Raw genomic sequence first — 25,357 nt, 5'->3', positions numbered from 1 at the left:
TCCCAAGTAATAAAATAATGTTTACATTGTCGGCAGGCTGGTTGTTTTTGAAGGGGCTGCTTAGTTGTCAATGTCTACCTGAATCATGCCGTTGTTTACACGCACTTTAAATACTTCAATATCTTCATAGGCAGGTGGGGTTAAGGCTTTGCCATTAAGGATACAAAAGCGTGCACCATGTCTTGGGCATATAATTTCATCACCATCACATTCACCTGATGCCAGTTCCCCACCATCGTGGGAGCAACGATCTTCAATCGCATAAAAACCTTGGCTAAGGTGAAACACAGCGATTTTTCCTGCATCTGTATCCACAATCATTCGTTCCCCTTTGGGGCAATCTTGTTCTGTGGCAACATCAATCCATTCTGCCATTTATAAAGCTCCATCTAAAAAAATAATCTCATCCCAAATGGCGGTGGGTTTACCATCAGGGTCACGAAAACGAAGGCGTTGTTGCTTGGGCACCATGCGATGGGCTCTGCCATAACAATCATCTTGCACCACATCATCAGAGCGCGAAGATAAAACCAACATATCTTCATCAGCGAGTAAATCGGTGATTTCATAATCATCGTTTAAATAACGAACTTTCCGCCCAACCAGGGCGCGCAGGTCATCGAGATTAGAAAAGAGTGCTTGCAATTGTTGATGACCCATACGTATTCTCCTTGTGGCTTTCTTTGGCTAGTGTAGAAAGCATGACTTAAAGCGTCAAATGATTGGGGTAAGATACAATGGATTTTTCACAGTTTTCAACATGGATGAGTGATTATACTTGGGTACGTTGGGCGGTCGCTGCGACTTTATTGATGGTGACAGTGCTGGCGCATCGCTATTTAATTCGTGGTTTACAGCGGGTGACCAAACATTTGGCAGGTAAGACCAAAACAACATTGGACGATACTTTGTTGCAAGCTTCAGAAAAACCTTTGAGTTGGTTGATTTTGTTGTTGGGTATTTGGGCTTCGGTGATGGTGTTAAATCCTCCGTCAGATATTTTGCCACTGGTTGCGATTGCTGAACGTTTGGGGCGTATGTTAAGCATTGTTTTGGTGGGTTGGTTTTTGTGGCGTTTGATTGATGGTTTTTCGGTGTATGCGATGGCTAAGGCACAAAAAACAGACTCAACATTGGATGACCAACTTGTGCCATTTATATCCAAAACATTAAAACTTTTCTTGATTGTGACAGGTATTCTAGTGATTGCCCAAAACCTTGGTTATTCAATTTCAGGGCTAGTTGCTTCATTGGGTATTGGTGGTATTGCAGTGGCTATGGCAGCCAAAGATACCATTGCCAACTTGTTTGGTTCGGTGATGCTGTTGGTGGATAGACCTTTTGCTGTGGGCGACTGGATTAAAACCTCAGAGTTTGAAGGGGTGGTTGAAGAAATCGGCTTTCGTTCTACGCGCATTCGTACCTTTTCCCGCACTTTGGTGAATGTACCCAACTCGATGTTGGCAAATATGGTGATTGATAATATCGATGCGCGTTCTAAGCGGCGGATTAAAATGCGTATTGGTATCACCTATGATACTAGCACGGAAAAAATGCAGCAGGCTATTGCAGGTATTGAAAAAATATTGGCAGAACACCCTGGCGTGGATCAAGAGTTTTCATTGGTGAAATTTGATAATTTTGAAGATTCGTCTTTGTCTATTTTCTTATATTATTTCAGTCAGAGCAAAGAGTGGGCAGTGTATTTACAAGTGCGGCAAGAGGTGAACATGCAAATTATGCAGTTGTTGGAGACTTTGGGTTTAGAATTTGCATTCCCAAGCCGTACTTTATATATCGAACATCCGGATAAACCATGTCTGTAATGTTATTCAAACTTCGCGGTGTGGAAGATGATGAAGCCGATGACATTAGAGCTTTATTGGAGTCACATGATATTGATTTTTATGAAACAACGAATGGGCGTTGGGGGTTGGGTTTTGCGGCGATTTGGCTGCATGATGAAACACAGCTAGAACAAGGCAAGGTTTTGATTCGAACTTACCAAGTGCAACGATATAAGGATGCACAAGCCACATATGCCGAGCTTTGTGTACAAGGTGAGCAGCCTACAGTTTGGAAAAAGGTAAAGCAGAATCCTGTGCAAGTCTTTTTGGTGTTGCTGGCAGTGTTAATTGTGGCTATATTTGCATTGTCGCCCTTTGTGATGTTATGAAGCGTGATGTATGAAGTGTGTTGCTATAAGGTGTATGAGGCAAAAGTATGAAAAATCATATTGAAATCACTGTTGAGACTGAATACCAAGCAGAGCAATCACGAGAGGGTGAGTATGTGTTTGTTTACCATATTTGTATTCGAAACAATGGCGAGCAGGCGGCACAACTCTTATCACGCAAGTGGTTGATTACGGATGCTGATGGTAATATTACAGAAGTACAAGGTGATGGTGTGATTGGTGAGCAGCCTGTTATTGCCCCCCAGCAGGAGCATAGATATAGCAGTTATTCAGTGCTTAAAACCGAGGTGGGTTGTATGCAGGGTTCATATCAAATGCGTGCGGAAGATGGTGTGTTTTTTGAAGCGGATATACCCATGTTTACCTTGGCAGTTGCAGGTATTTTGAACTAAATCATTTCTTTTTGGGGTTTGCCCAAGTATATAAACCAAATTTGTAATAACCACGTACATTGTGTAAGCGATAATCCAAGTCTTGTTTGATAGGGATGATTGCGCCTTCGATTTCTGCTTCCATATAGGGCAGTAATACAGCACCGCCACCACCAGTAATCATAATGGCATCAATATCCCAGTCATCTGTCCAAACTTGGTTGGCATCGGCGGCAACCTGTGATGCTAGCTGTTTAAATGCATGTTCGGTGATTTTATGCAAGTCATATGATTTACCACGTACTTTGATGGTGCCTTTGTCTACAGCATCGTATAAACGGTAGATTTCAATGTTAATACCACAAGCATCTTTAAGTTTGTTACCAATCTGGGAAAACGCACGGGAAATACCATTTTTTGTGGTTAAACTGCCACGTTCGGAATACCGACCTTTATCCGAAATGGTGTAATCTGTGGTGCGAAATCCAACATCAATAATACCAATTTTATCGGTGGCAAAACGTTTGTTTTTAGCAATGCCTGTGGTGCTTAATAAACTGTCCATCACTGTACCAATGGGTTGGGGTAATACACGCACATCGGAAACTGTAATGCTTGTTTGTTTGCGTTCGCCATCAGCATTAATCACAAAAAAGTTATGTGTGGTTTGCAACATTTTTGCCAATTCATCTTTGTACTCACGATAGTGACCAATGGGTAAACCCACCACCAGTTTGATTGGTTGGGCGGTGTCTTTTACCAATTTACTTAATGTCGCAAGGGCAAGAATTTTACTGGAAGAAGATACAAACTGTGTTTGGTCTAAGGTGAATGTACGGTCGGAACTTTGGCGTTCGGCGAGTTCACCAACAAAATAGGAAGTATTGTCTACTTCGATTTGTAGGTGATCATCATCAGTATTGGCGTGAAGTAAGTTTTCTTTGATTTGAAATTCAACCGCTTCGCCGAAAATAGATTTAAATATCAGAAAATCATGTCCGTTGGTTGCTTTTGTAAAACCAAAACCAATATCAATGCCAATAATGTGTTCAGCCATAGATGCTCCAATGTTTAAGCGGTGAGATGCCTTTTAGGAATCTTCCTTAGTTAAGCAGAGGGTAGGAGCGATGTCTATATTGTCAATATATCACAAAAAAGGCTACAAGACATTGCCTTGTAGCCTTTGCGATTTACAAGCATTTTATCAGCTTGTCATATTCGTATAATGTTGCACAAAGATGCCAGCAAACAAAATCGTTGCAATTACGGCTGGTCCATCACGATATAAAAACTTACCAATCTTTTTTGTCATATTCTTCATATACAATCTCCTTTTTTACTTAGGATGTTGCCTATGATGCATAAGGTTTATTATAATAATGTGATGTTAGTCATAAATTTTATTTAAGTTTTTGGGTGACATTAAACATATGTTGTATGGTTTGGTGCAGTAAATCAAAATCAATAGGTTTGCTTAATATACATGTGTTTTGTATTGTAAGCTTATGCAAAACATCTGGTTTTTCATAGCCTGTAAGGAATATAATACCAATATTCTCATGGCTTTGACGAATTCTCTCGGCAAATGCAATACCGCCCATATTGGGCATGATTAAGTCAACAATAATCGCTGAAATATGTATAGCTTGCTCAAAACATTGTAAACCTTGCAGTCCGTCACTGGCTTGAATGACCTGGTAACCCAGCGATTCCAAAACTTCCGCAGTGGTTTCGCGCACCTCATCATCATCGTCAATTAATAAAATGCTTTCACCTTGGGCATGTTCATGCTGTGGTTCATTGATGTTGTGTATTTTATTTTGTTTGTTTTCCACAATAGGTAAATAAATATGAAAAGTTGTACCTTTATCTTGGGTGCTTTCAACGTCAATTACCCCTTGGTGGCTTTGTACCATGCCAAGAATCATGGATAAACCAAGCCCTGTACCCTCTCCTACCGCCTTAGTGGTGAAAAAAGGATCAAAAATATGGGGTAAGTTTTCTTTTGTTATACCATGACCATTATCTTTAATACTAAGCCGCATAAAGTGTAATGTAGAGATATCAGGGTTACGTTTGTGGAAATTCGCATCTACAAAAACAGGTGTTACATGCAACGTAATACATGGTTGTTCAACCGTAGCCACAGCATCTCGTGCATTATTCAGTAGGTTCATCACCATTTGTTGTATTTGTGATGGGTCAGCGAAGACAATATCATCACTATGTGTGATATGAACTTTAAATTGGATGTTTTCAGGTATAGCAACATGGGATAAACCAATGGTATTTTCAATGGTGGTGCTTAGGTTAATCTTATCTTTTTGTATAATATCTTGTCTAGCGTATGCCATGAGTTGCGCAACAACTGTTGCTGCGTGTTTGCTTAGTGATTCAATATTTTCTATTTTTTGGGTGGTATCTTGGTCTCTTCCTGCTTTAATGGAAGCTTTGGCTAAATAAGTATTACCCATAATGGCAGCAAGATTGTTGTTGAAGTCATGGGCAATACCGCCAACAAGTGTACCAATACTTTCTGTTTTTTGCGCTTGTAGCAGTTGCGCTTCAAGCAAATCATGTTTTGTCATATTTTGTAAAATCATGACAAAATGTGTGATGTGATGGTCAGAAAAAACAGGCGAAATATGTATGCGTGCAGGAAAACTTTCACCATCAGCTTTGAAAGCAGTCACCCTGCCTTCCCAAGCTTCACCTGTTTGAATACAGTGATGGATACGGTGGTAGACAGTATTACTTTGGGTGCTTTTTTTGATGTGTTGTATGGGTTTACCAAGAATGCTGTTGGTGTAGCTTGTATCTTTCTTGAAAGCAGGGTTGATATAGCTGACTATACCATGTTTATCTGTAATCAGAATGGATTCACCGAGGTGTTCTAGGGTGCGCATATACTGGCGTAACTCACTTTCGCGCTCAGCAATGGTGTGCGTAAGATTTGTAAAGTGTTGGATAAGGTTTTGAACTTCTTTATACGCTGAGTGCGGTAGGTCAACTTGATATTGCCCTTGTTCGGCATGTTGTATGGCTTGGCTTAAGCTATGAATGGGTTGAAGCATTCTACGTACCATCAATATACCAAAAACACCAAAGAAGATATGCACCAAAAACACAATGAAGACCAAGTAACTTAGTGATTTTTCAATGGGCTGCATAATTCGCGATGCAGATATTTCAGAAACAATTGACCAGCTTAAATTATTGATATGTGAACCAATACCAAAAACATTTTGCTGTTCAAACCCTTGATATGCTTGTGTACTGTTCCAGTTCTTATAGGCAAGCAAAGAGCGGACAATAGCTTTGTTGGTTAGTAAATCACCTTGATGCAGATGAGAGTTTTGTTCATGTGCCAGTAAAACACCACGCCCATCTATCAAATAGAGCATATTATCTTCTGTAGTTGTTACTTTTGTCTGAATATTACGCCAGAAATCAAGGATATTAATGGTTGCAATGACACTACCTATAACTTGTTCATGGGCAATAAGAGGCACAGCAATTATAAACTCGAAGTGACCATCTGCTAAGCGATGTGGTGAGCCAATAAATGTGCGATTATGTTGGCTAATAATAAATGCGGGTGATTGGGTAGTGATGAGGGCTGGAGTATGTTGATTACGCTTCACACGGGTGATGATATTGGCATGATTATCGTATAAAGAGATGGTATTAAACATGGGCTCACGTTTCATCAAACGGTGTAATAACCTAGTGGTCATGTTGTTTATATTGGCGTTAAAGGTTTTTGGGTTATCAAGGTGTAAAGCGATGGGGTCAGCCTTGTTGACCAAAACAGAGATTAGGCGTTTAGTTTCTTCATAAAACAAAACTTCGATTTGTTTGTGGTAGATTTTTTCTTGGAGTAATGCGCGCTCGAGTAATAATTTATGTGCTTGGTCGGCAAGCCAGGGCGCAATGATAAACGCTGGTAGCAGCGATGCGACAAAGATGAGGGCATACCAAGCTTTGTTTAAAGAAATAGAACGGGGTAAAACGGGCATTATGGGTGGAGTGCGGTTGCTTTTTGAATAAAGCTGGTATCGGTATAAGAGTTAAGGTTATTTGGAATATCTTTCCATAAACCCATCGCTACCATCTCTTCTGCCATGGCTTGTATGTGTGCATCACTGGGAATCATGTCTGAATAATCAATCCAATTGGCAGGTGTGGTGAGCACTTGTTCAAATACTTGAGCACTTGCGCCTGTATAACCTTCGCCCATGATGGCAGCTTCATGGGGATGTGTTTCAATAAAATTACCAGCTTTTTTTAAGCTGTTCATCAGTTCTTGAAGTTGTTGTGGGTGCTCTTTGATAAAAGTATTGCTTGCTAGAAACACATGGTCCATGTGATTTTCCCAAATTTGTGGGGAAATCGCTGCCATCCAACCTTTACCCAAAGAAACAGAGCGATTGCCTTCGGGTTCACCGACCACAAAACCATCAATCTCACCACGTGATAAAGATGTAATCATATCGCGTGGGGGCATGGGAACAACAGTCACATCAGTGTATGGAACAGCGTGTTGTTGGAGCGATAAATATAGCAGTACATGATGCTGCGAATACAAATGGGGTACGGCTATAATTGCTTTTTTCCCTTTGAGTGCTTCAATGCTTTTGTATTGTTTGGCTAAGATGAAACCATTGCCATTTCTATCTGCCATCATCACAATTTTGGCATCCAAACCTTGGCGAATCAGCTGCATGGCAAGGGGTGATAAGATAAATGTACCCGCCAGTTTACCACTTTTCATATCATGAACCACATCATCCCAATTATGATTTTGTACAGTTTTTAAAGTAAAGTCTGTAAAGTCTTGTTGGTATTTGTTTTCGACCACAGCGAGCGATAAATGTCCACCACAAATCAAACGCCCAATGTTGATGGTTTCCTTGCTGTTTCCTGTTGTTTGTTCTTGTTGTGAGCAACCATTGAATATGACAAAAGTCACCATCAATAACAGACTATATATTAAAGGGCATTTGCGGGTTGCTAGTCGTTGTTGTGGCACGTTTTTATCCTTGATTTTGTTGTTTATGTTAAGAAATATGAATCATACAAAATAAATAGGGTTTTTGAAGTTATTTAAGGTGTTTTTTTGTTTAAGCTGGCTAAACGTTTGGCTTCAACGGCAAGCAAAGTATCAGCATCTTCCAGTGCTTGTGGTGTGAGCTGGCTTTGTTGTAGCGCCTGGCGCAAATCAACGATTGTTTGTTGCATATGTTTTGAGTTTTGTGGCTCTTTTTCTAAAGTCTGAAGTGCATCTTCCAGTGCTTGCATATGCGTTTCTAGTGTTTGTTGCGGGTTTGAATCGGGGTGTTTGTCTGCCTTGGGCTGAATGGATTGCTCGGTATCGATTTGTGTATTGTCCATGGATGTAGCATTGAGCATGGCACCAAAAGATGTGGATGGTGTTTGTTTTTTTTGTGCTTTTTTTACATGTTGTTTGTTGTTGGTGGATTGAATTTTCATATTAAATAAAACCTCAGACAGCGACAGAAGCCGCAGCTTCGCCTTGGTATTCTTTGAGTTTGTTGCGTAAAGTTCGAATGCTGATGCCGAGCAGTTTGGCAGCTTCGGTGCGGTTGCCTTGTACATGTTCTAATGTTTGCTCAATCAATGCGCGCTCCATATTGCGAATACTCATGCCAGCTTGTACATCGCTTTTTTGTTCGTTTCTGGATGAAGCCGATGTGCTCAAACCACCAATACCCAAGTGTTCGGGTTTGATTTCACCCTGAGTACACATCAAAAATGAGCGGTGCATACAGTTTTCTAACTCACGAACATTACCTTCCCAACCATGTTGCATCAGTGTTTGTAGCGCTTGAGGGCTTAGTATGGGGGCTGTTTTATTATACATGGTAGAAAAATGCTGTAAAAAGTGTTCGGCAAGTGGTTTGATGTCGGTTAAACGTGAGCGTAGTGGTGGCAATACCACGGTCACCACATTTAAACGAAAGTATAAATCTTGGCGAAATTTTCCTTCAGCAACAGTTTGCTCTAAGTTGCGGTTGCTAGTGGCAATGATGCGTACGTCCACCTTGATGGGTTTATTACCGCCCAACCTATCTACTTCACCTTCTTGCAATACACGCAGTAGTTTGGCTTGCAAGTGCAGGGGCATTTCGGTGATTTCATCGAGTAAAAGTGTGCCTTGGTGGGCGATTTCAAACTTGCCTGGTTTGGTTTTATCCGCTCCTGTAAACGCGCCTTTTTCATAACCAAACAATTCAGATTCAAGCATGTTTTCAGGGATTGCGGCGCAATTGATGGCAACAAAAGCATTGTCTTTGCGCCCTGAACACTGATAAATATACCGTGCCATGCGTTCTTTGCCCGTGCCCGATTCACCGACCACAAACACGGATGCGTTGCTAGGGGCAACCAGTGCAACTTGGTCGAGTAAACGGCGGGTTTCAATGTCTTCAGTGACAAAAATATCTGAACCCTGTTGCTGTTGTTTGGCAACCGAATGCAGGGCTGTTTGATGCCCTGATTTGCGCACATAAATTTCTAAGACTTCATCAGGGCACGGCAAAGTACGGTAGTCCATAATACCCATGTCCATCAGTTCTTGGGCGCGTTCGGCATGCCCATGTTCAGCAAGAATGACAATATTGGCTTGGGGGCGTTGCTTAAAGATGCGGTGTACTACACTAAGTATGGTCACATCATCCCAAAGAAAGATAAGACTGAATTGATCCAGCATTTCAGATTCAAACTTCATTAGTACATCTACAGGTGTATCGGGCAGCAATGTGCCCAGTTGGATTTGTACATCAGAGATGTATTGCATAGGGAAACCAACAATGGCGATATGATGTTGCTCGTTCATGGGTTCTCCTTGATTAAACGTTCGGCTTCGCGCTCAGCAAGTGTGAGCGATGCCATGGATGCGTAAATACCAGCATCGGGATTGGCTTTGAGTGTTTTGAGGCGCTCTATGGCCTGATTCCACTTGCCGCTTTTGAGTTGACAAACACTGTAACGGTATTGCCATTCAGGATTTTGTAAGGTTTGGGGTGTTTGCTGATATAATTGTTCTGCGCGTAGATAATCTTTGCCTTTAAACAAGGCATTGGCTTGGTTAAGCATGGCTTGGTCGATGTCATCAGGCTGGTATTTGGCATACATGCGCCATGCGTGTGCGGCAACATGCCAACGCGATAATTTTTCGGAAGTTAAAGCTTGAACCTTCCAATATTCAGCACGGGTTTCTTTTGTCAAGTCTTCGGGAGCAACGCTATCTAAGGTGTGGGATGCAGAAGTGGCATCCTTGTTTTGAATTTGCATATGGGCAACGATGACCAACATTTCAGGTCGGTATAATGTGTACTCATGTTTATCCAACCATTGCAACACTTTTTGAATACCTTGGGGGTCTTGACGGTCCAACCAAAGTTTGGCGCGTTCTAACATCACTTTTTCACCCCATACACTGCCTTGGGCTTGTTGCTGCAGTGATGCGAGCATTTGTTCAGCTTGTTCATATTCCATCAATAAACGCAAGCCGTGGGCAACAGCAAAACGTAACTGTGTGGAATCTTGTGCAGGAGGTCTAAAGTTGGGAAATCGTTGCCATAAAGTGATGGCTTTTAGCCATGCTTGCTGTTGAATAAACGTATTCATTTGCCGCTTAAAGCTTTGATGCCCTAGAGCCTTGGCTTGTTGTGCAATGGGTTGATCAATGGATTTAGATGCACGTGTGAACTGTTGCAAAGCAGCATCACCTGCAGCTTTGGGGCTATTTTTAGGGTCGTGTTGGGCAACTTTCTCCCATAATTCTGCTTCATGCAAAAAAGCTTCATCTTCAACAATGGACATTTGATTTTGGTTGGCAATCCGCTTTAAAGCAATAATGGCGGGTTTGATGTCGTAATAGGTATGTTTGTCACGCATTTGAATCATAAGTTTACGCATAAAAGCTTTTCTACCTATTACTGTATTGGCTTCTTTATCTGCCAGTAACTCATAAACCCGAGCCACATCTTCAATAGGAGGGTTGGGTAAACCAAGTAATAGGTCGGCTTGTAATAAGCGGATGGAGGGAGAGTGTGAACTGGTTTTGAATGTTTTGAGAAAATCTCGGGTTTGAATCAATGCTTGGCGTTTTTTACCTTGGATGTTTAATAAATTGATATAACGGGCATAAATATTGTCGTGTGCAGTAATCAGCTCAGGTTTTAAACGGTAAATCTTCTCGAATACAGGCAAAGCTTGGTCATATCGCCCTTCTTCGTAGTCGACAAGTGCTGTCCACAGCTGAACTTCACGACCTTGTGCTGAATCACGCTTTACATGAAGTGCAAAACGTAAAAACATTCGACGAGCATCAGCTAGACGATGATGAATAAAATAAATCTTACCTAAGGTCAGCATACTATCTTGGGCTTGTTGTGAAGCAGGGAACCTGCTTTGTAAGTCAAGAATACTGGCTTGGGCTTCTTCTAGGGCATCTTGTTTCCAGTATAAATCAATGATTTGTGTTAGTAGGGTTGGTTCATCTACCTGCTCAGGAAACTCTTTGATGAGGGTTTCAATAGCAGCTACAGCACGATGAACGTCTTCATAGTGGCGAGCTGATGCAATCATCACTTCGGCTTGGGCAATAAGTTCTAAGAGTTGTTTGCGCTCGCTTTCACTTAGCTGAGGGGTGGCGAGAAGTTGCTGGGCAAAAGAGATGGTTTTATTGGGGGCACCTTGTTGTAAAAAGGATGCAGCTCTGGTGATTTTAATATTTTCAGCATGCAAAGTGGGTATATGTAGCAATACCACCATGCATAAGGATGAGAATAGGATACGATAAATATTCGGCATATTCAGCTTAATGCAAGAGCTATGCCGAATTTAAAGTGGGGGTGAAATGGTATTGCTTAGCTTGAGGGCACTAGACCTTTCTTTTTGATTTTTTCCACCAAAGTGGTGCGATTCATAGATAAAAATTTTGCAGCTTGGTTTTTGTTCCAACCAAAGCGGTCTAAAGCACTGGTAATCAGGTGGCTTTCAAACTCATCAACAATACCTTTGAAATCAATGGTATCATGTTGTTTTACATCAATACTAAAGCCTTGGACGGTACGTTCAGCGGCATCAAGCATGCGTGAAGGAAGGTCTTCAATATCTATTTTACCACTGCGTTTTAGGGTGGTGACACGTTCAACTAAGTTTTGTAATTCACGGACATTACCTGGCCAGTTGTAGCGAAGAAGAATAGTTTTTGCGGCATCTGAAATACCTGTGATATTACTATTTTTGAGCTTGTTAAAGTTTTCCAGAAACTTTTCGGTCAAAATAATGACATCATCTTCACGCTCACGTAAAGCAGGTAATGTTAAGGGAATAACATTCAAACGGTAATACAAATCTTGACGGAATCGACCTTGTTCAATTTCTTCTTCTAAGTCTCTATGGGTGGCTGCAACAACACGTACATCAATATGGATAGGTTGGTGGCTACCTACAGGTTCAAAAGTGCGCTCTTGGAGTACACGCAGTAACTTCACTTGTAATTTAGGGCTCATATCACCAATTTCATCAAGAAAAATGGTGCCACCATTGGCAACTTCGAAACGTCCTGCGCGAGCACGCACTGCACCTGTGAATGCGCCTTTGACATGTCCGAAAAGCTCAGACTCCAAAAGTTCTTCAGGGATAGCACCACAGTTGATGGATACAAAGGGTTTATCCGCGCGACTGCCTGATTGGTGCAACATATTGGCAAGCACTTCTTTGCCCGTGCCCGATTCGCCAGTGATTAAGACCGTGCTATCAGAATCCCCAAGTAATAATGCGGTATCTCGGATACGTTGGATAGCATCACATTGTCCAACCAGCCCATGTTGGCTTTTGCTAGAGCGAATTTCTTGTTTGAGTTTTTTGTTTTCTTGCTTAAGAACACGTTTTTTAAGTAACTCTTGAATACGAATCAGTAGTTCATCAGGCTCAAAGGGTTTTTTGAGAAAGTCATCAGCGCCCAATTCAATGGCTTGCACAGCTGAATCAACCTCGGAGTAACCTGTAATCAGAATAATACCCATATCAGGGTCGCTTTCTTTGAATGATTTGAGCAAGTCTAAACCACTGCCGTCAGGTAAACGAATATCAAGGATGGCAACATCAAATTTACCATTGTCCACAGCATCTTTGGCGCGGGTTGCATTGCTGGCGGTCATGACATGGTAGTTGGCAAGTTCTAAGGTTTCTTGAAGGGTGGCGCGAAGCTCTTCTTCATCATCAACCAATAACATATATGCCGACTGCTTCATTTTCCCCTCCAGAGATGGTGTTCAGATGGTCAAAATAATGACAGTGATAATTTATTTGGCAAGATATGTTTGTTTTTTGACGTTTCTAATATGTTTCAGGTATAAAAAAGCTGCCTCCATGAGAAGACAGCTTTGATATATTTTGTGTGAATTATTTAATTTCAGATAATAAATCAGGGTTTTTCACAAGGTTACGAACACCATGTGCATGGTCTTCTTTAAAGTCATTACCTTTGCACCATTCACCAACAGATTCGATATTTACTTTCATCACTTTCGGGCGAACATTCCAAGATACTTGAAAAGGTGAACCTTTTTCATTGTAACCAGGGCCAGTTGTTGAGCCTTCGTAAGCTACAGGCGTACCCGTGTTGTTAGGGATGTTGGTTGCTTGGTAGTATGCACCAACTTTACCGTATTTGGTTAAGTCCATGAAATTTGCAGCATGTTTATCATTCACCACAGTGTAAACTTGTGTCTCAACACGAAGCTGGGGGTTTTTGATTGCATCGCTCAAGCAAGCGCCCAAAGTTGGACCAGGTTTTACTTGTGCAGTGGTGTATACATAATGAACTTCAATGGTGTCACCAGGTACCAAGTGACTGTGTGAGCTTGGACAAATGTCATGTTTGGTTGGTTTTAGCTCTGCGTGGCTGTAGTGCGAAATATCTGCGCGGTAACCACTTTGATAACCTTCACCATTGCCGTTACCTGCATAAATTGTGAATTCACCACCTTTATGTTCTGCATTTTTATGGAAATGGATGTTGCATAGGTTCATGTGGGTGTAGGCAGGTGCTGTGCTAAAGATACGTTTATTGTTACCCGCTGCATGATCGATATCACGTGGTGACTGGGGACCAAAACCTTTACCTTGGGTGTTTTTAGCCAGTGCTGCACGTTGCGCTGCAATCACGCTATTAGCTACTGCTTTATGACCATGCATGCCTCCTTCATGGCTACCGTGGTCGCTTGCGAAAGCTGGTGTTGCAAGCATTGCACTTAATGCAAGTGCAGTTGAAATGTGTTTCATTGAGTTCCCCTCCGAGAAATATTTGCGTTCAATTAAAAAGTAGGGTGTTCCTACTTTTTCGAGTGCAATTCTTAGCAGGTATTTTGTCACAAACAAGAAATTTTATTAAGATATTTTAATGCTGGACATTAGCGCCCTTTGAACTGTTGAATCTTTCGCCTGTCGCGTTTGTCTGGTCTTTTTTCTGGGGAGGGTGCAAGGTAAGTTTGAAATTTGCGCTGTTCGTTTAAATCGTGTCGGTATTTGATGCTTTCTGGTGTTTCCGCATAGAGTCCCTGTGCAATTTTGGCTGAGCTGCGTTTTTCTGCCAAGCCCGTGATGATGACAGTAAAAGACTCTTGTTCTTTTTGAATTTGGATTTCATCACCAAGCTGAACCAGTTTGGCAGGTTTACAACGCATACCATTGACCATGATATGCCCGCCTTTGCATGCATCGGTGGCAAGGCTACGCATTTTATAAAAGCGAGCTGCCCACAGCCATTTATCAATACGTACACTCATGGGCAAAGCTTAGATGGCTTGCAAGGTAATGTCATTGCACGGAAACAGTGAATAAATCAGTACTTGCTTAAAGCATGTTTTCCTACTGGTTGGTATGACAGGATGTTTATTCAGAAGTAAAAGAAATATCTCCAAAGTATGTAATGGCTTTTAGACCCGCATTATCCGTGTCGGTCATAATAGCGATGGCATCAATGTATTGGGTGTCTTTGCCGACAATATTTTTCAAGTCCTCTTTGATATTACGTTTGTAATATTGCCATTGACCAAGGTTGGAGCGCCCTGATTCTACAGCATACATTGCGGCATTAGATGTAAAAGGATTATCCCAATTTTCATCTTTTTGATGGGCAGATGACCACACATAATTAAGCGCTATGGTTTTCCAGAAAAAGACCCCCCCATCCACAACCACATAAATACGGGCAACAAAATCATCGCCAGATTTCTCATTTTCATTAATGTTTGGAAAGTGTGAAAATGTTTTCCAAGACCAATTAAGGTATGGGGTTTTGTTTAAATCAATGCGTTGTTCACGGAATAAACCCGATGCACCTTGATGGCTTTCAGCTTTGAGCACTTGCTGTTTGATTTGCTCATCAAATATAAAGCTGTATTGGGTGCTGCCTTCAAATTCTTTTTCTTCCCAACCACTAAGCGAACCTTTAGAAAACTCACCCAAGGTAAGGTTTGTTGCACCTACCATAGCAGGCGAAACAAACGCAATTAGTGTTACGAATAAAACTTTAAACATGAAAACTCCAAGGTAATTATTGCGCCATCAGTCGAAACTGTGCCACAATAATTACAAACCCTAATTACTTATTTTTACTTTTGCCTAGAATATGCACACCAGCCATCACCAATGCCGCGCCAACCACTTGTATCAAGGTTAAGGGCTCTGCCAAGAATATGGCAGCCAACACAATGGTCGCTACAGGGCCTAAGCCGCTAATGATGGATGTTTTGCTTGCGCCAATCCTGTGCATGGCAGCAGCCAACATGAATGCAGGAAGCACGGTGGAAAACACAGCCATAGCAAATCCATAAGCATACACTTCTACTGGCTGATTGAAGCTCGCTGTGTCGTGGGTGATACCAAATTGTATTATCACAGCAATACACGACACAATCATGGCATATGCAGTAAACTTTCGCGCACCAACCTTTGGAATGATTTTACCACTACCCACCAAAAATACTGAATAAGTGATGGTGGCGACAAATACCAATGCTGAACCAAGCAACACATGTTCACCCGATATTTGTACATCATTCGCCATGGCTACGATGATACCCATATAGCTTAAAGCCAAAGCAATATAAGCTTCTTTTTGGATGCGTTTGCCTAAGAATACAGCTGAAATAAACACCACCATGGTCGGGAAAAGAAACAAGATTAAGCGCTCTAATCCCGTGGTGATATACATTAAGCCCATAAAATCCAATAAGCTGGAGCAATAGTAACCCACCAAACCCAATAGGGTGATATTTATAAAATCTTTACGACGAATACGGCTTTTGGCTTTACGCTCTTCCAACCAAACAATCACAATAAAAAAGGGCAGGGCAAACATCATGCGGAACATAAGCATGGTGATGGCATCGACATGATATGCGTATGCCAGTTTGACAAAAATAGCTTTGATGGAAAAGCCAAGGGCAGCGCCCGTAGCAAGTAAAAAGCCTATTTGTATGTTTCTTTGTTGTGATTGAACGGTAGCGTTCATGGTATTACTCCAATTAGATATTTAGAGCAACCGAGAAATACTGTTAGTTAGATGTTTTGGAAGGTGAACAAGCAACGAAGCAGAATTTCTGCGGTTGCTTGTATAGTATTACAAAGTGTAAACGTTAAACAAAACAAACCACAGCCGATAGCAAAAGCCATAGCTTGGTGATTCGTTTTGTTGCAGTTGCACTGTTCATAAGACAGCGAAAGGTCGGTTTATGCTTGGTGGTTGTCAACAGGAAAAAATACGGTGATGGTGGTGCCTTTACCCTCTTCAGACTCTAATAAAATAGCACCATGCTGGGAGCGTACAATGCCACGCACAGCGCTTAGTCCTAGTCCTCTACCCATAAATTTAGTGGTGATAAAAGGCTCAAATATCTTTTCTTGCATGGCTTTTGCTATGCCACAGCCTGTATCTTGAATACGAAGGTAGATATAACTCCCAGGCGATGACTGTTCTGATTCGATACATAACTTCAAGTCTTGTGCTTTTAAGACTTGGCTACCAGTTGAGGTGCGCACGGTTCCTGCTTTTTGTTCATAAGACTCTGCGGCATTTAGAATTAAGTCGATAGCCAGTTGTTGAATTTGAGACTTGTCGGCACGGATAGCAGCTAAGTCATCAGTAAAGGAAAAATCGAGCTGAATGTTTTCAGGAATAGAAGCGCGAATCATTGCTTTAACTTCGCCAAGACATTGGCTTAAGTGTAGTGGTTGTAAGCAATAATTTCCTTGCCCTGTGTAAGCAAGCATTTGTTTACATATTTCAGCAGCTTTGGTGCTCGAACTTTCAATTGCATCCATATGTTGGTTGAGTTTTGGATTGCTTTGAGAAGACATACGAGCCATAGAGGCGTGACCTAAAATAGAAGTAAGAATATTATTGAAATTATGCGCAATGCTGCCTGCCATCAGCCCTAAAAGCTCAAGTTTGTCTGCTTGTTGAATCTTCTCTTGTTGTGCCTTAGATACTGTGAAATCTCGTAATGTTCCTTCGATGCTTACAACTTTCCGATTCTCATCATACCTATATTGTGCATTCATCGATACCCAACGCAAACTACCATTGTGGTGTCTGACACGGATATGGCGGTTATGTATTTTACCATCGCCGCTGCCTTGTAAAGCAAGCAAGAGGTTTTTGAGTTCGTCGCTATCAATACAGAATGTTTGCATACTTTTATTTAGCACCTCATCCACGGTGTAACCAAGTGAACCAATGGAGGGGGATATCATCTTTATATTACCTTTAAGATCTATTTCGTAATAAATATCTTGTAGGTTTGCAATGATTTGATGCAGTTTCTTACGTTTTTTATTGAGTTCTTTAGTACGCTCTTCGACGAGTTTTTCGACATGTTCGGTATGTTTATCTTTTTTATAAATATACCAAGCAAGTAAAAAGGTGGCAGCAAGCCAAATCAATAGGGTTTGCCAAGCAAGTACAATAGGGAAATCTTTAAGAAACTTGGGTGCAGCCTCATATTCTGCTTGTAAGGTTAAGTTAGCAAAAGGGAAGGTGGTGGTGTAATGAATATCGGTGTGTACGTGTTTATCTGCTTTAGTGCGGCTACGAGATGCATGAACATAGAGCTCTGTTTTTTTATTGTTTTCGATGCTAATAATATGGATGTCTTGGGCAGCCACAGGCGTATGTTTTAAGGCTTGTTCGATAATGGTTTTGATATCCCATTCGGTAACAAGTGCGGCAACAAGTTTGCCTTCAAGCTCTGGTTGATTGATGGGATTGAGTTGGTTACTGATTGGACTGATAAGTTGTAGTACATAGTGGTCTGGCGTTTCTTGCGTGATATGTGCGGTGACAGGATGTTTGCTCAGGGTGACGGGGATTTTTTCAATGTTGTTTCGATGTTTGAGGCTGTAAATGATGTGCGCTTGTCCTGTGTTGGGGTCAAACACTGCCCAGTCTACATCTATAAGTGCAGGTTCATGACTTAATATAGGGGTAAACATATCCAAAAGTTCACGGGGCTCTGTTGGTTTATCTTTCTTATTATTGATATTGTATTCGAGTAGGTAACGCATATCTTCGAGTTGTTTTGCAATGTTTTGAAACCCAGCGATGAGCGCTGCGGTATGTGCATCAGCACGGTGTTGGTATTGTTGCTGGCGTTGTCCTTCTTCCCACTGTTTAACTGCCGAAAAAGCCGTTAATGATATACTTATGCCAAGCAACAGTATCAAGCTAATTTTCTTCATTGCGAACACTAAACTCCTAAACTTGCTCAACGGGGGGAAGCAAGCCTACTATGGCGATTGGAAATCTCTAGTGACATGTAGCACCATTTATGTTGATAAATTATACTGATAATACGGATGTCCAGTGTTTTTCTATGCGTTTAATGGATATGGGCATGGATGTTTTTAGGCTTTGGGCAAACAATGAAACGCGAAGCTCTTCTAACAACCAGCGAAATTCCACCAGTTGTGCGGTGTCTTCATTATGTTTTTCACATTGTTCTAGCTGCTGCCTGTATTGTAACCAAAACTGTTGTAACACCTTGGTGTTAATACTGTCTTGCGCCAACTGTTGCCCTGCTTTTTCCAAGCGTAATAAAGCAGCTTGTATAAATCTAGGCAGGTGAGGCAACCACTGGCTAGGGGTGTGTTTCACAAAATCAGGGTATATCATATGTTGCACTTGTTGTTGTATATCTTGTACCACAGGGGCAAGGGCTGCGGCTTTCACGCTACGAAGTTTATGTTGTAATTCAGCATAGTTTTGTAATGTTTGGCATACTTGTTCGGCTATGTTTGCCCCTTGTTTAACCAGCTTGGCTCTGCCTTTATCCAAAAGCATTTGAAAAGTTTTGGCATTGCGGGGCAATGTTTTTAGGTCAGATAAAAATACCTGCTCAAATGTTTGGCTAATGATGGACTCACGCAAATCTTCGGCTTTGCCAAGGCTGACATAATACAAAGCCAGCTCCTTTTGTTTGGGCATATTCTTTCGCAGCATATCTACTTGCTGGTGCAAACTAAGCATAAGCAAACGTTTTATACCTTGTCGTGTGGCTTTTAGCGCAGCATTTTCGCTCTCTAAAAGATTGATGCATACACTGTTTTGTTTATCCACCAAAGCAGGGAACTGGGCAATATGCATGCCTTGTTTTTGGCTGGTGACCACTTCAGGCAACTCGCCAAAGTCCCAGCGGGTGATATTTTGTTGTAGTTTAATCGCGGTGTGTTTTTGTTGCCCTGTATTCACGCGGGCAAGGTGTGCGTATTGCTTTTGTAATAAACCCAGCTGATGTCCAGTGGTGATGACTTTGTTATTTTGATCACGTACTTCAAATTTCATACATAAATGGGCAGGCAATTTATCAATTTGCCAATCTTGCGTAGGGATATAAATACCAGTCATGCGTTGCAACTCTCGTGATAAGGCAAGCAATAGTGAACCTTGCGCAAAACTTAGATTACCTGCGCAAGCTGCGGCAAACTGAGGTGCTGGCACAAAGTTTTTGCGTAGCGATTTAGGCAAAGCTTTGATAAGCGTTGTAATTTTTTCTTCTAACACGCCTGGTACCAACCACTCAAACGGCTCTGCTTTAAGCTGACCCAATGCCATAATAGGCACTTGCACTGTGATGCCATCGGCATGATGACTGGGGTCGAAGTGGTATTGTAGTTTGAGTTTTAAACCATGGGTTTCCAAGTGTGTAGGAAACTGCCGACTATCAATGGTATGGGTTGCATCTTCTAACAAGACGTCCTTACTTAAATAAAGTAGTTTTGGTTTATCTTTCTCAGCTTTTTTACGCCATTGCTCAAATAGCTTTCCACTATACACATGTTCAGGAATAAGCGCATCGAAGAAATCAAAGCGGGTTTGTTCATCGCTCATAAAATCACGGCGGCGGTGCATGGCTTCCATATGTTCAATTTCTGCCAAAAGTTTTGTATTGTGTTTAAACCATTTGCCAAAACTGTGAAACTCATGGTGAACCAAAGCATGACGAATGAAAATTTCACGGGATATTTCAGGGTCTATGCTGCCAAAGTGTACAATACGGCGGCTCACAATGGGCAAGCCATATAAAGTCACCGTTTCATAGGCGCAAACTTGGGCACGTTTTTTTGACCAATGTGGTTCACTATAGGTTCGTTTGAGCAGATGGGGTGCTAAAACTTCTAACCATTCAGGGTTGATGGGTGAGAGGCTGCGGGCGAATAGGCGAGAGGTTTCGACCAGTGAGCCTGCCATCAACCAACGTGCTGGTTTTTTGCTCACAGGCGAACCTGGGAACAAGTGGACTTGCAAACCTCGTGCGCCAATAAATGGTGCGTCCCCTTTTTTTGCTTCTTCGCGTTTTTTAATCACATGACTAAGTAGCCCTGAAAGCATAGCTCTGTGGATTTCATCGGGTTTGGCATCTTCTTTATTGGGGGTGAGCTTTAATTCACGGACGATGCCAAGCAATTGTCCATGTAAATCTGTCCATTCACGCATACGCAAATAGGATAAGAAATGTGCGGTGCAGGTTTTTCTAAGCTGAGACTTACTTAAATGTTTGCGTTGTTCTTGATACCAAAACCACAGCTTAAGCCATGATAAAAAGTCGGATGTTTTGTCGGTGAAAATCTTGTGTTTTTCATCGGCTTTTTGCTGCTTGTCTGCGGGGCGTATTTTAGGGTCTTGTACGGATAAGGCGGCAACAATAATCAATACTTCTCGTAGGCTTCGCTCTTGGTTGGCTTGCAATAACATACGCCCAAAGCGAGGGTCAACAGGTAGCCGTGTAAGTTGTTTTCCTTGTTTAGTGACAGCCATGTTTTTATCAATCGCTTGCAGCTCTTCAAGCAGTTTGTAGCCATCTTGTATGCTGCGCTTTTCAGGTGGTTGCATAAAATCAAATTGATGAATGTCACCCAAACCCAAACTTACCATTTGTAAAATCACATTGGCGAGATTGGTGCGGAGAATTTCAGGGTCGGTATGTTCAGGACGATTGTTGAAGTTTTCTTCACTGTAGAGTCTAAAACAAATACCTGCCGCCACACGCCCACAACGACCTGCGCGTTGATTGGCAGAAGCTTGGGAAATAGGTTCGATGGGAAGTTGTTGTACTTTAGACTTAGGGCTATAGCGGCTAATACGGGCAAGTCCTGAATCAATGACAAAACGAATACCGGGCACAGTGAGCGATGTTTCCGCTACATTGGTTGCCAGCACAATGCGCCGCCCTTTATGCCCTTTAAAAATCTTGTCTTGCTCGGCAGGGGAAAGCCTTGAGAACAAGGGTAGTACTTCGGTGTTGCGCATGGCATGTTGGTTCAGGGCATGGGTAATGTCTCGGATTTCACGCTCACCGGGTAAGAAAATCAAAATATCACCCAATGGCTCATAGTCAGCCGCTTCATCAACAGCTCGAATAATGGCAGCTTCGAGCGACTTATCATCGTCTTCATCAGCTGGTAGGTATGCAATATCCACAGGGAAACTACGACCAGACACTTCAATGACAGGCGCATGGTTAAAGAACTGGGAAAACCGTTCGGTATTAATAGTTGCGGATGTGATGATAACCTTTAAATCAGGACGCTTGGGTAGAATATTTTTGATATAACCCAATAAAAAGTCGATATTTAAACTGCGTTCATGGGCTTCATCAATGATAATCGTATCGTATTGCAAAAGCCTAGGGTCATGCTGAATTTCAGCCAATAAAATGCCATCGGTCATCAGCTTGATATAGGTGTTGGGCTGGGTGTGGTCAGAAAAACGAATTTTATAACCCACATCTTTACCCAATGGTGATTGAAGTTCCTCGGCGATACGGGTTGCCACACTTCTTGCGGCAATTCTGCGTGGTTGGGTATGTCCAATCGTTCCCATGATGCCGCGCCCAAGCGCTAAACAAATTTTAGGAATTTGGGTGGTTTTCCCTGAGCCTGTTTCACCTGCAATAATGGTGACTTGATTGCTTTGGATGGCATCTGCAATGACTTCTCGCTTCTGGCTGATGGGTAAGTCTTCGGGATAGTTGATGTTTGGGATATTGTTTTGTCTATCCAACAGCTGTTGTTGTGATTGTTTGATGTCGGTCTGTAAACGTTGTAACTGGGTGCTTATATCTTTGTTCTTTTTGCTCAGCCCACGCAGTTTTCTTAGTCGATTTGAAAATGACCTACGCTTAAACAACATGCATGTTTGAATATTTTTACTGAGTTCTGACCAGTTGATTGGATTGTTCATTGCTGCCAAGTGTAAGGTGTAGTGAGAAATAAAAAAAGCCTGCAAACTTCGAAAAGTTTGCAGGCTCATGAATGGTACCCGAGGGCGGATTCGAACCGCCACGCCGTGAGGCAAGGGATTTTGAATCCCCCAAGTCTACCAGTTCCATCACTCGGGCATTGTGCACTTTTAATCAACTCGTGCGTTGGTAAGACGGCGCGAAGTGTTGCGAGATGGCTATCAAGTGTCAAGCATAGAATAAGTCATGGAAGTGGAGGGTATCATATATTGTTCATTCACCACTATTGGTATGAATAACTTGCAGCATAGATAACATCACTTTAACCCCTTGAATTCATTATTATGCGACCTTATAGCATAAAGGACGCAAGAAAAGTAAGGTTAAAAAATATATGAGAGGTAGCAGTGATGGATACAAGTCGTTTTACACAAAAAGTCGCTGAAGCAATACAAGCAGCGCAGGCCACTGCAGTACGGTTATCCCATCAAGAGGTGGATACGCCACATGTTTTGTTTGAGCTTTTAAGTCAAGATAAGGGTTTAGCAACGCAGCTTCTGAATAAGGCTGACGTGGATGTTGAAGCTGTAAAAAACAAAGTATCGGTTGCTTTGGGTAAACGCCCTAAAGTGACAGGTAGCAGCGAAGCAGGCAAAATTTTTGTCACCCATGAATTGAACCAAATGGTTGTGAAAGCCATGGATAAAATGCAGAAAATGGGCGATGCCTATATGTCTGTGGAACATATTTTATGGGCGATTATTGATGACAAATCTACGGAGTCGGCAAAAATTCTGATTGAATCAGGCTTGGATATGCCTAAATTTGAAGAGGCATTGCAAGCTGTGCGCGGTAATCAACGGGTAACCAGTGATACGCCAGAAGCACAATATGAAGCGTTGGAAAAATACGGCACTGACCTTGTTGAAATGGCAAGGCAGGGCAAGTTAGACCCTGTGATTGGGCGCGATAGCGAAATTCGGGCAGTGATTCGGATTTTATCACGTAAAACCAAAAACAACCCTGTGTTGATTGGTGAACCTGGTGTGGGTAAAACTGCGATTGCTGAAGGTTTGGCGCAACGTATTGTATCGGGTGATGTGCCTGAAGGATTGAAACACCGCACCATCTTTGCTTTGGATATGACATCCTTAATGGCGGGTGCGAAATACCGTGGTGAATTTGAAGAACGCCTCAAAGCGGTGCTCAATGAAATCAAAGCATCGGAAGGTCGTGTCATTCTATTTATTGATGAATTGCATACCATTGTTGGCGCTGGTAAAACCGAAGGTTCAGCAGATGCAGGTAATATGCTCAAACCTATGTTGGCACGTGGTGAATTGCATTGTATTGGTGCGACAACTTTAAACGAGCATCGCTTATACATTGAAAAAGACGCGGCATTGGAGCGTAGATTCCAACCTGTGCTTGTCGAAGCACCCAATGTGGAAGATACGATTTCAATTTTGCGCGGCTTGCGTGAACGTTTTGAATTGCATCATGGTGTACGCATTCAAGATGCGGCAATTGTAGCAGCGGCAACCATGTCGGATAGGTATATCAATGATAGATTCTTGCCCGATAAAGCTATTGATTTGATTGATGAGGCATGTGCATCGATTCGAACTGAAATCGATTCTATGCCAGCAGAGCTGGATGAAATCACCCGAAAAGTGATGCGCCTTGAAATTGAAGAAACAGCTTTGAAAAAAGAGACCGATGATGCGAGTAAAGAGCGCTTGGAAGTATTGCGCAAAGAGCTTGCTGACTTAAAAGAAAAACGAGATGTCATGTATTCACAGTGGGAAAGTGAGAAAACTGCCCATGATGCATTGCAAACTGTGCGTGAAGAGCTTGATAAAACACGTTTAGAAATTGAGGAAGCAGAGCGCAATTATCAGTTGGAGAAAGTAGCTGAGCTTAGGTATGGCAAACTTCCTGAGTTGGAAGCCAAACTTAAAGCATTGGAAGCGCAAGAGTCTTCAAGCGACTTGTTGCAGGAAGAAGTGACCGACGATGAAATTGCAGAAGTGGTGGCGCGTTGGACCAATATTCCTGTGACACGATTGTTGGAAGGCGAACGCGAGAAAATTTTGCGTTTGGAATCTGTGTTGCATGAGCGGGTGATTGGTCAGGATAAAGCCGTCAAAGCTGTGTCTGATGCCATTCTTCGCGCTAAAGCGGGCATTCAAGACCCGAATAGACCGATGGGCTCATTTATTTTCTTGGGTCCGACTGGTGTGGGTAAAACTGAGCTTGCACGTACGCTTGCCAATGCATTGTTCGACAGTGAAGAGCATATGATTCGCTTGGATATGTCGGAATACATGGAGAAACATAGCGTATCGCGTTTGGTTGGTGCGCCTCCAGGTTATGTGGGTTTTGAAGAAGGTGGTCAACTCACTGAAGCAGTGCGCCGTAATCCTTATTCGGTGTTGCTCTTTGATGAGATTGAAAAAGCACATCCCGATGTGTTTAACCTTCTCTTGCAATTGCTTGATGATGGTCGCTTGACGGATTCACAAGGTAGAACGGTAGATTTCCGCAATACCATTGTGTTGATGACAAGTAACATCGGCAGCGATGAAATGCTGGAAGGCATTGATGATGAAGTGGAAGCCAAAGTGATGGCGAGATTGCAAGCCCACTTCCGCCCAGAGTTTTTAAACAGGGTGGATGATGTGGTCTTGTTTGCAGCACTTACACAAGATGATTTGGTTCATATTGTGGACTTGCTTGTGGCATCACTTGCCAAACGCATCAAAGCGCAAGGTTACAACTTTGAAGTCACCGATGCTGCAAAAGCATGGTTGGCGAAAGAAGGCTACGACCCTGTGTATGGTGCGCGTCCACTCAAACGCTTTATCCAACAAGCGGTTGAAACGCCTTTGGCGCGATACTTGATTGGTGGACAAGCAAGTGGTGATAGCATTACTGTGGATTATGATGAAAACGAAGGTTTAATCATCAAATAACTTGATGGAAAAACATGACGAAAGGGTGGGCAGCAA

The 25,357-nt window shown here is 42.2% G+C and carries 19 protein-coding genes and 1 tRNA gene; 4 read left to right on the top strand and 16 right to left on the bottom strand.

Annotated features, from left to right (window positions below; all coding sequences use genetic code 11):
• Positions 1-60: 60 nt before the first annotated feature.
• Positions 61-375 carry a non-heme iron oxygenase ferredoxin subunit gene (locus tag DM09_RS03790; RefSeq protein WP_038247727.1) on the bottom strand — a complete coding sequence of 105 codons (315 nt, stop codon included), beginning with the start codon at positions 373-375 and terminating at the stop codon, positions 61-63.
• Positions 376-660, bottom strand: coding sequence for a hypothetical protein (locus tag DM09_RS03785; protein ID WP_051938070.1), 285 nt, complete (start codon positions 658-660; stop codon positions 376-378).
• A 77-nt stretch (positions 661-737) separates the two neighbouring features.
• Between DM09_RS03785 and DM09_RS03780 the strand changes: the two genes are divergently transcribed.
• Genes DM09_RS03780 through apaG form a run of 3 tightly spaced genes read left to right on the top strand, consistent with a single transcriptional unit; the run spans position 738 to position 2,589 of the window.
• The gene (locus DM09_RS03780) at positions 738-1,826 is read left to right on the top strand and encodes a mechanosensitive ion channel family protein (RefSeq protein ID WP_038247726.1); all 1,089 of its coding nucleotides are present in this window, start codon (positions 738-740) and stop codon (positions 1,824-1,826) included.
• Positions 1,817-2,176: a DUF6164 family protein gene (locus DM09_RS03775; protein ID WP_038247725.1), complete on the top strand. Its 360-nt coding sequence runs from the start codon at positions 1,817-1,819 to the stop codon at positions 2,174-2,176. Before DM09_RS03780 ends, DM09_RS03775 begins: the two co-directional genes overlap by 10 nt.
• Positions 2,177-2,223: 47 nt before the next feature.
• Positions 2,224-2,589: a Co2+/Mg2+ efflux protein ApaG gene (gene apaG, locus DM09_RS03770; RefSeq protein ID WP_038247724.1), complete on the top strand. Its 366-nt coding sequence runs from the start codon at positions 2,224-2,226 to the stop codon at positions 2,587-2,589.
• Between the two features lies 1 nt (position 2,590).
• Here apaG and DM09_RS03765 read toward each other — a convergent pair whose 3' ends face one another.
• The 14 genes from DM09_RS03765 to DM09_RS03700 form a co-directional block, all read right to left on the bottom strand.
• Complete coding sequence (locus tag DM09_RS03765; protein ID WP_038247723.1) at positions 2,591-3,625, bottom strand: ParM/StbA family protein; 1,035 nt, start codon at positions 3,623-3,625, stop codon at positions 2,591-2,593.
• A 343-nt stretch (positions 3,626-3,968) separates the two neighbouring features.
• On the bottom strand, positions 3,969-6,587 hold the full coding sequence (locus DM09_RS11035; RefSeq protein ID WP_051938068.1) for a hybrid sensor histidine kinase/response regulator: 2,619 nt from the start codon (positions 6,585-6,587) through the stop codon (positions 3,969-3,971).
• Positions 6,587-7,600 (bottom strand): ABC transporter substrate-binding protein, encoded by a 1,014-nt coding sequence (locus tag DM09_RS03755; RefSeq protein WP_038247722.1) that lies wholly within the window; start codon positions 7,598-7,600, stop codon positions 6,587-6,589. Before DM09_RS03755 ends, DM09_RS11035 begins: the two co-directional genes overlap by 1 nt.
• A gap of 74 nt (positions 7,601-7,674) precedes the next feature.
• Positions 7,675-8,061: a hypothetical protein gene (locus tag DM09_RS03750; RefSeq protein WP_038247721.1), complete on the bottom strand. Its 387-nt coding sequence runs from the start codon at positions 8,059-8,061 to the stop codon at positions 7,675-7,677.
• A 13-nt stretch (positions 8,062-8,074) separates the two neighbouring features.
• Positions 8,075-9,427 carry a sigma-54 interaction domain-containing protein gene (locus DM09_RS03745; RefSeq protein ID WP_038247720.1) on the bottom strand — a complete coding sequence of 451 codons (1,353 nt, stop codon included), beginning with the start codon at positions 9,425-9,427 and terminating at the stop codon, positions 8,075-8,077.
• The gene (locus DM09_RS03740; protein WP_081881073.1) at positions 9,424-11,409 is read right to left on the bottom strand and encodes a tetratricopeptide repeat protein; all 1,986 of its coding nucleotides are present in this window, start codon (positions 11,407-11,409) and stop codon (positions 9,424-9,426) included. The genes DM09_RS03745 and DM09_RS03740 overlap by 4 nt, the downstream gene beginning before the upstream one ends.
• A gap of 56 nt (positions 11,410-11,465) precedes the next feature.
• Positions 11,466-12,857: a sigma-54-dependent transcriptional regulator gene (locus DM09_RS03735; protein ID WP_038247718.1), complete on the bottom strand. Its 1,392-nt coding sequence runs from the start codon at positions 12,855-12,857 to the stop codon at positions 11,466-11,468.
• 151 nt (positions 12,858-13,008) lie between these two features.
• Entirely contained in the window at positions 13,009-13,890 is an 882-nt protein-coding gene (locus DM09_RS03730; RefSeq protein WP_038247717.1) for a delta-class carbonic anhydrase, read from the bottom strand.
• 128 nt (positions 13,891-14,018) lie between these two features.
• Positions 14,019-14,393 (bottom strand): RNA-binding S4 domain-containing protein, encoded by a 375-nt coding sequence (locus DM09_RS03725; protein WP_038247716.1) that lies wholly within the window; start codon positions 14,391-14,393, stop codon positions 14,019-14,021.
• A 106-nt stretch (positions 14,394-14,499) separates the two neighbouring features.
• The gene (locus DM09_RS03720) at positions 14,500-15,147 is read right to left on the bottom strand and encodes a DUF3047 domain-containing protein (protein ID WP_038247714.1); all 648 of its coding nucleotides are present in this window, start codon (positions 15,145-15,147) and stop codon (positions 14,500-14,502) included.
• Between the two features lie 64 nt (positions 15,148-15,211).
• Positions 15,212-16,123, bottom strand: coding sequence for a DMT family transporter (locus DM09_RS03715; protein ID WP_038247712.1), 912 nt, complete (start codon positions 16,121-16,123; stop codon positions 15,212-15,214).
• A 218-nt stretch (positions 16,124-16,341) separates the two neighbouring features.
• The gene (locus DM09_RS03710; RefSeq protein WP_038247711.1) at positions 16,342-18,348 is read right to left on the bottom strand and encodes a two-component system sensor histidine kinase NtrB; all 2,007 of its coding nucleotides are present in this window, start codon (positions 18,346-18,348) and stop codon (positions 16,342-16,344) included.
• Between the two features lie 100 nt (positions 18,349-18,448).
• Positions 18,449-22,417 (bottom strand): ATP-dependent RNA helicase HrpA, encoded by a 3,969-nt coding sequence (hrpA, locus tag DM09_RS03705; RefSeq protein ID WP_232507741.1) that lies wholly within the window; start codon positions 22,415-22,417, stop codon positions 18,449-18,451.
• 3 nt (positions 22,418-22,420) lie between these two features.
• A tRNA-Leu gene (locus tag DM09_RS03700) sits at positions 22,421-22,505 on the bottom strand.
• Positions 22,506-22,756: 251 nt separating this feature from the next.
• On the opposite strand from DM09_RS03700, the gene clpB reads away from it, so the two are divergent.
• Entirely contained in the window at positions 22,757-25,321 is a 2,565-nt protein-coding gene (gene clpB / locus DM09_RS03695) for an ATP-dependent chaperone ClpB (RefSeq protein WP_038247710.1), read from the top strand.
• Positions 25,322-25,357 lie beyond the last annotated feature (36 nt).

The organism is Ghiorsea bivora (assembly GCF_000744415.1).
Classification (GTDB): Bacteria; Pseudomonadota; Zetaproteobacteria; order Mariprofundales; family Mariprofundaceae; genus Ghiorsea; species Ghiorsea bivora.
The sequence above is the reverse complement of the archived record's forward strand: the minus strand, read 5'-3'. Positions and strand labels throughout refer to the sequence as shown.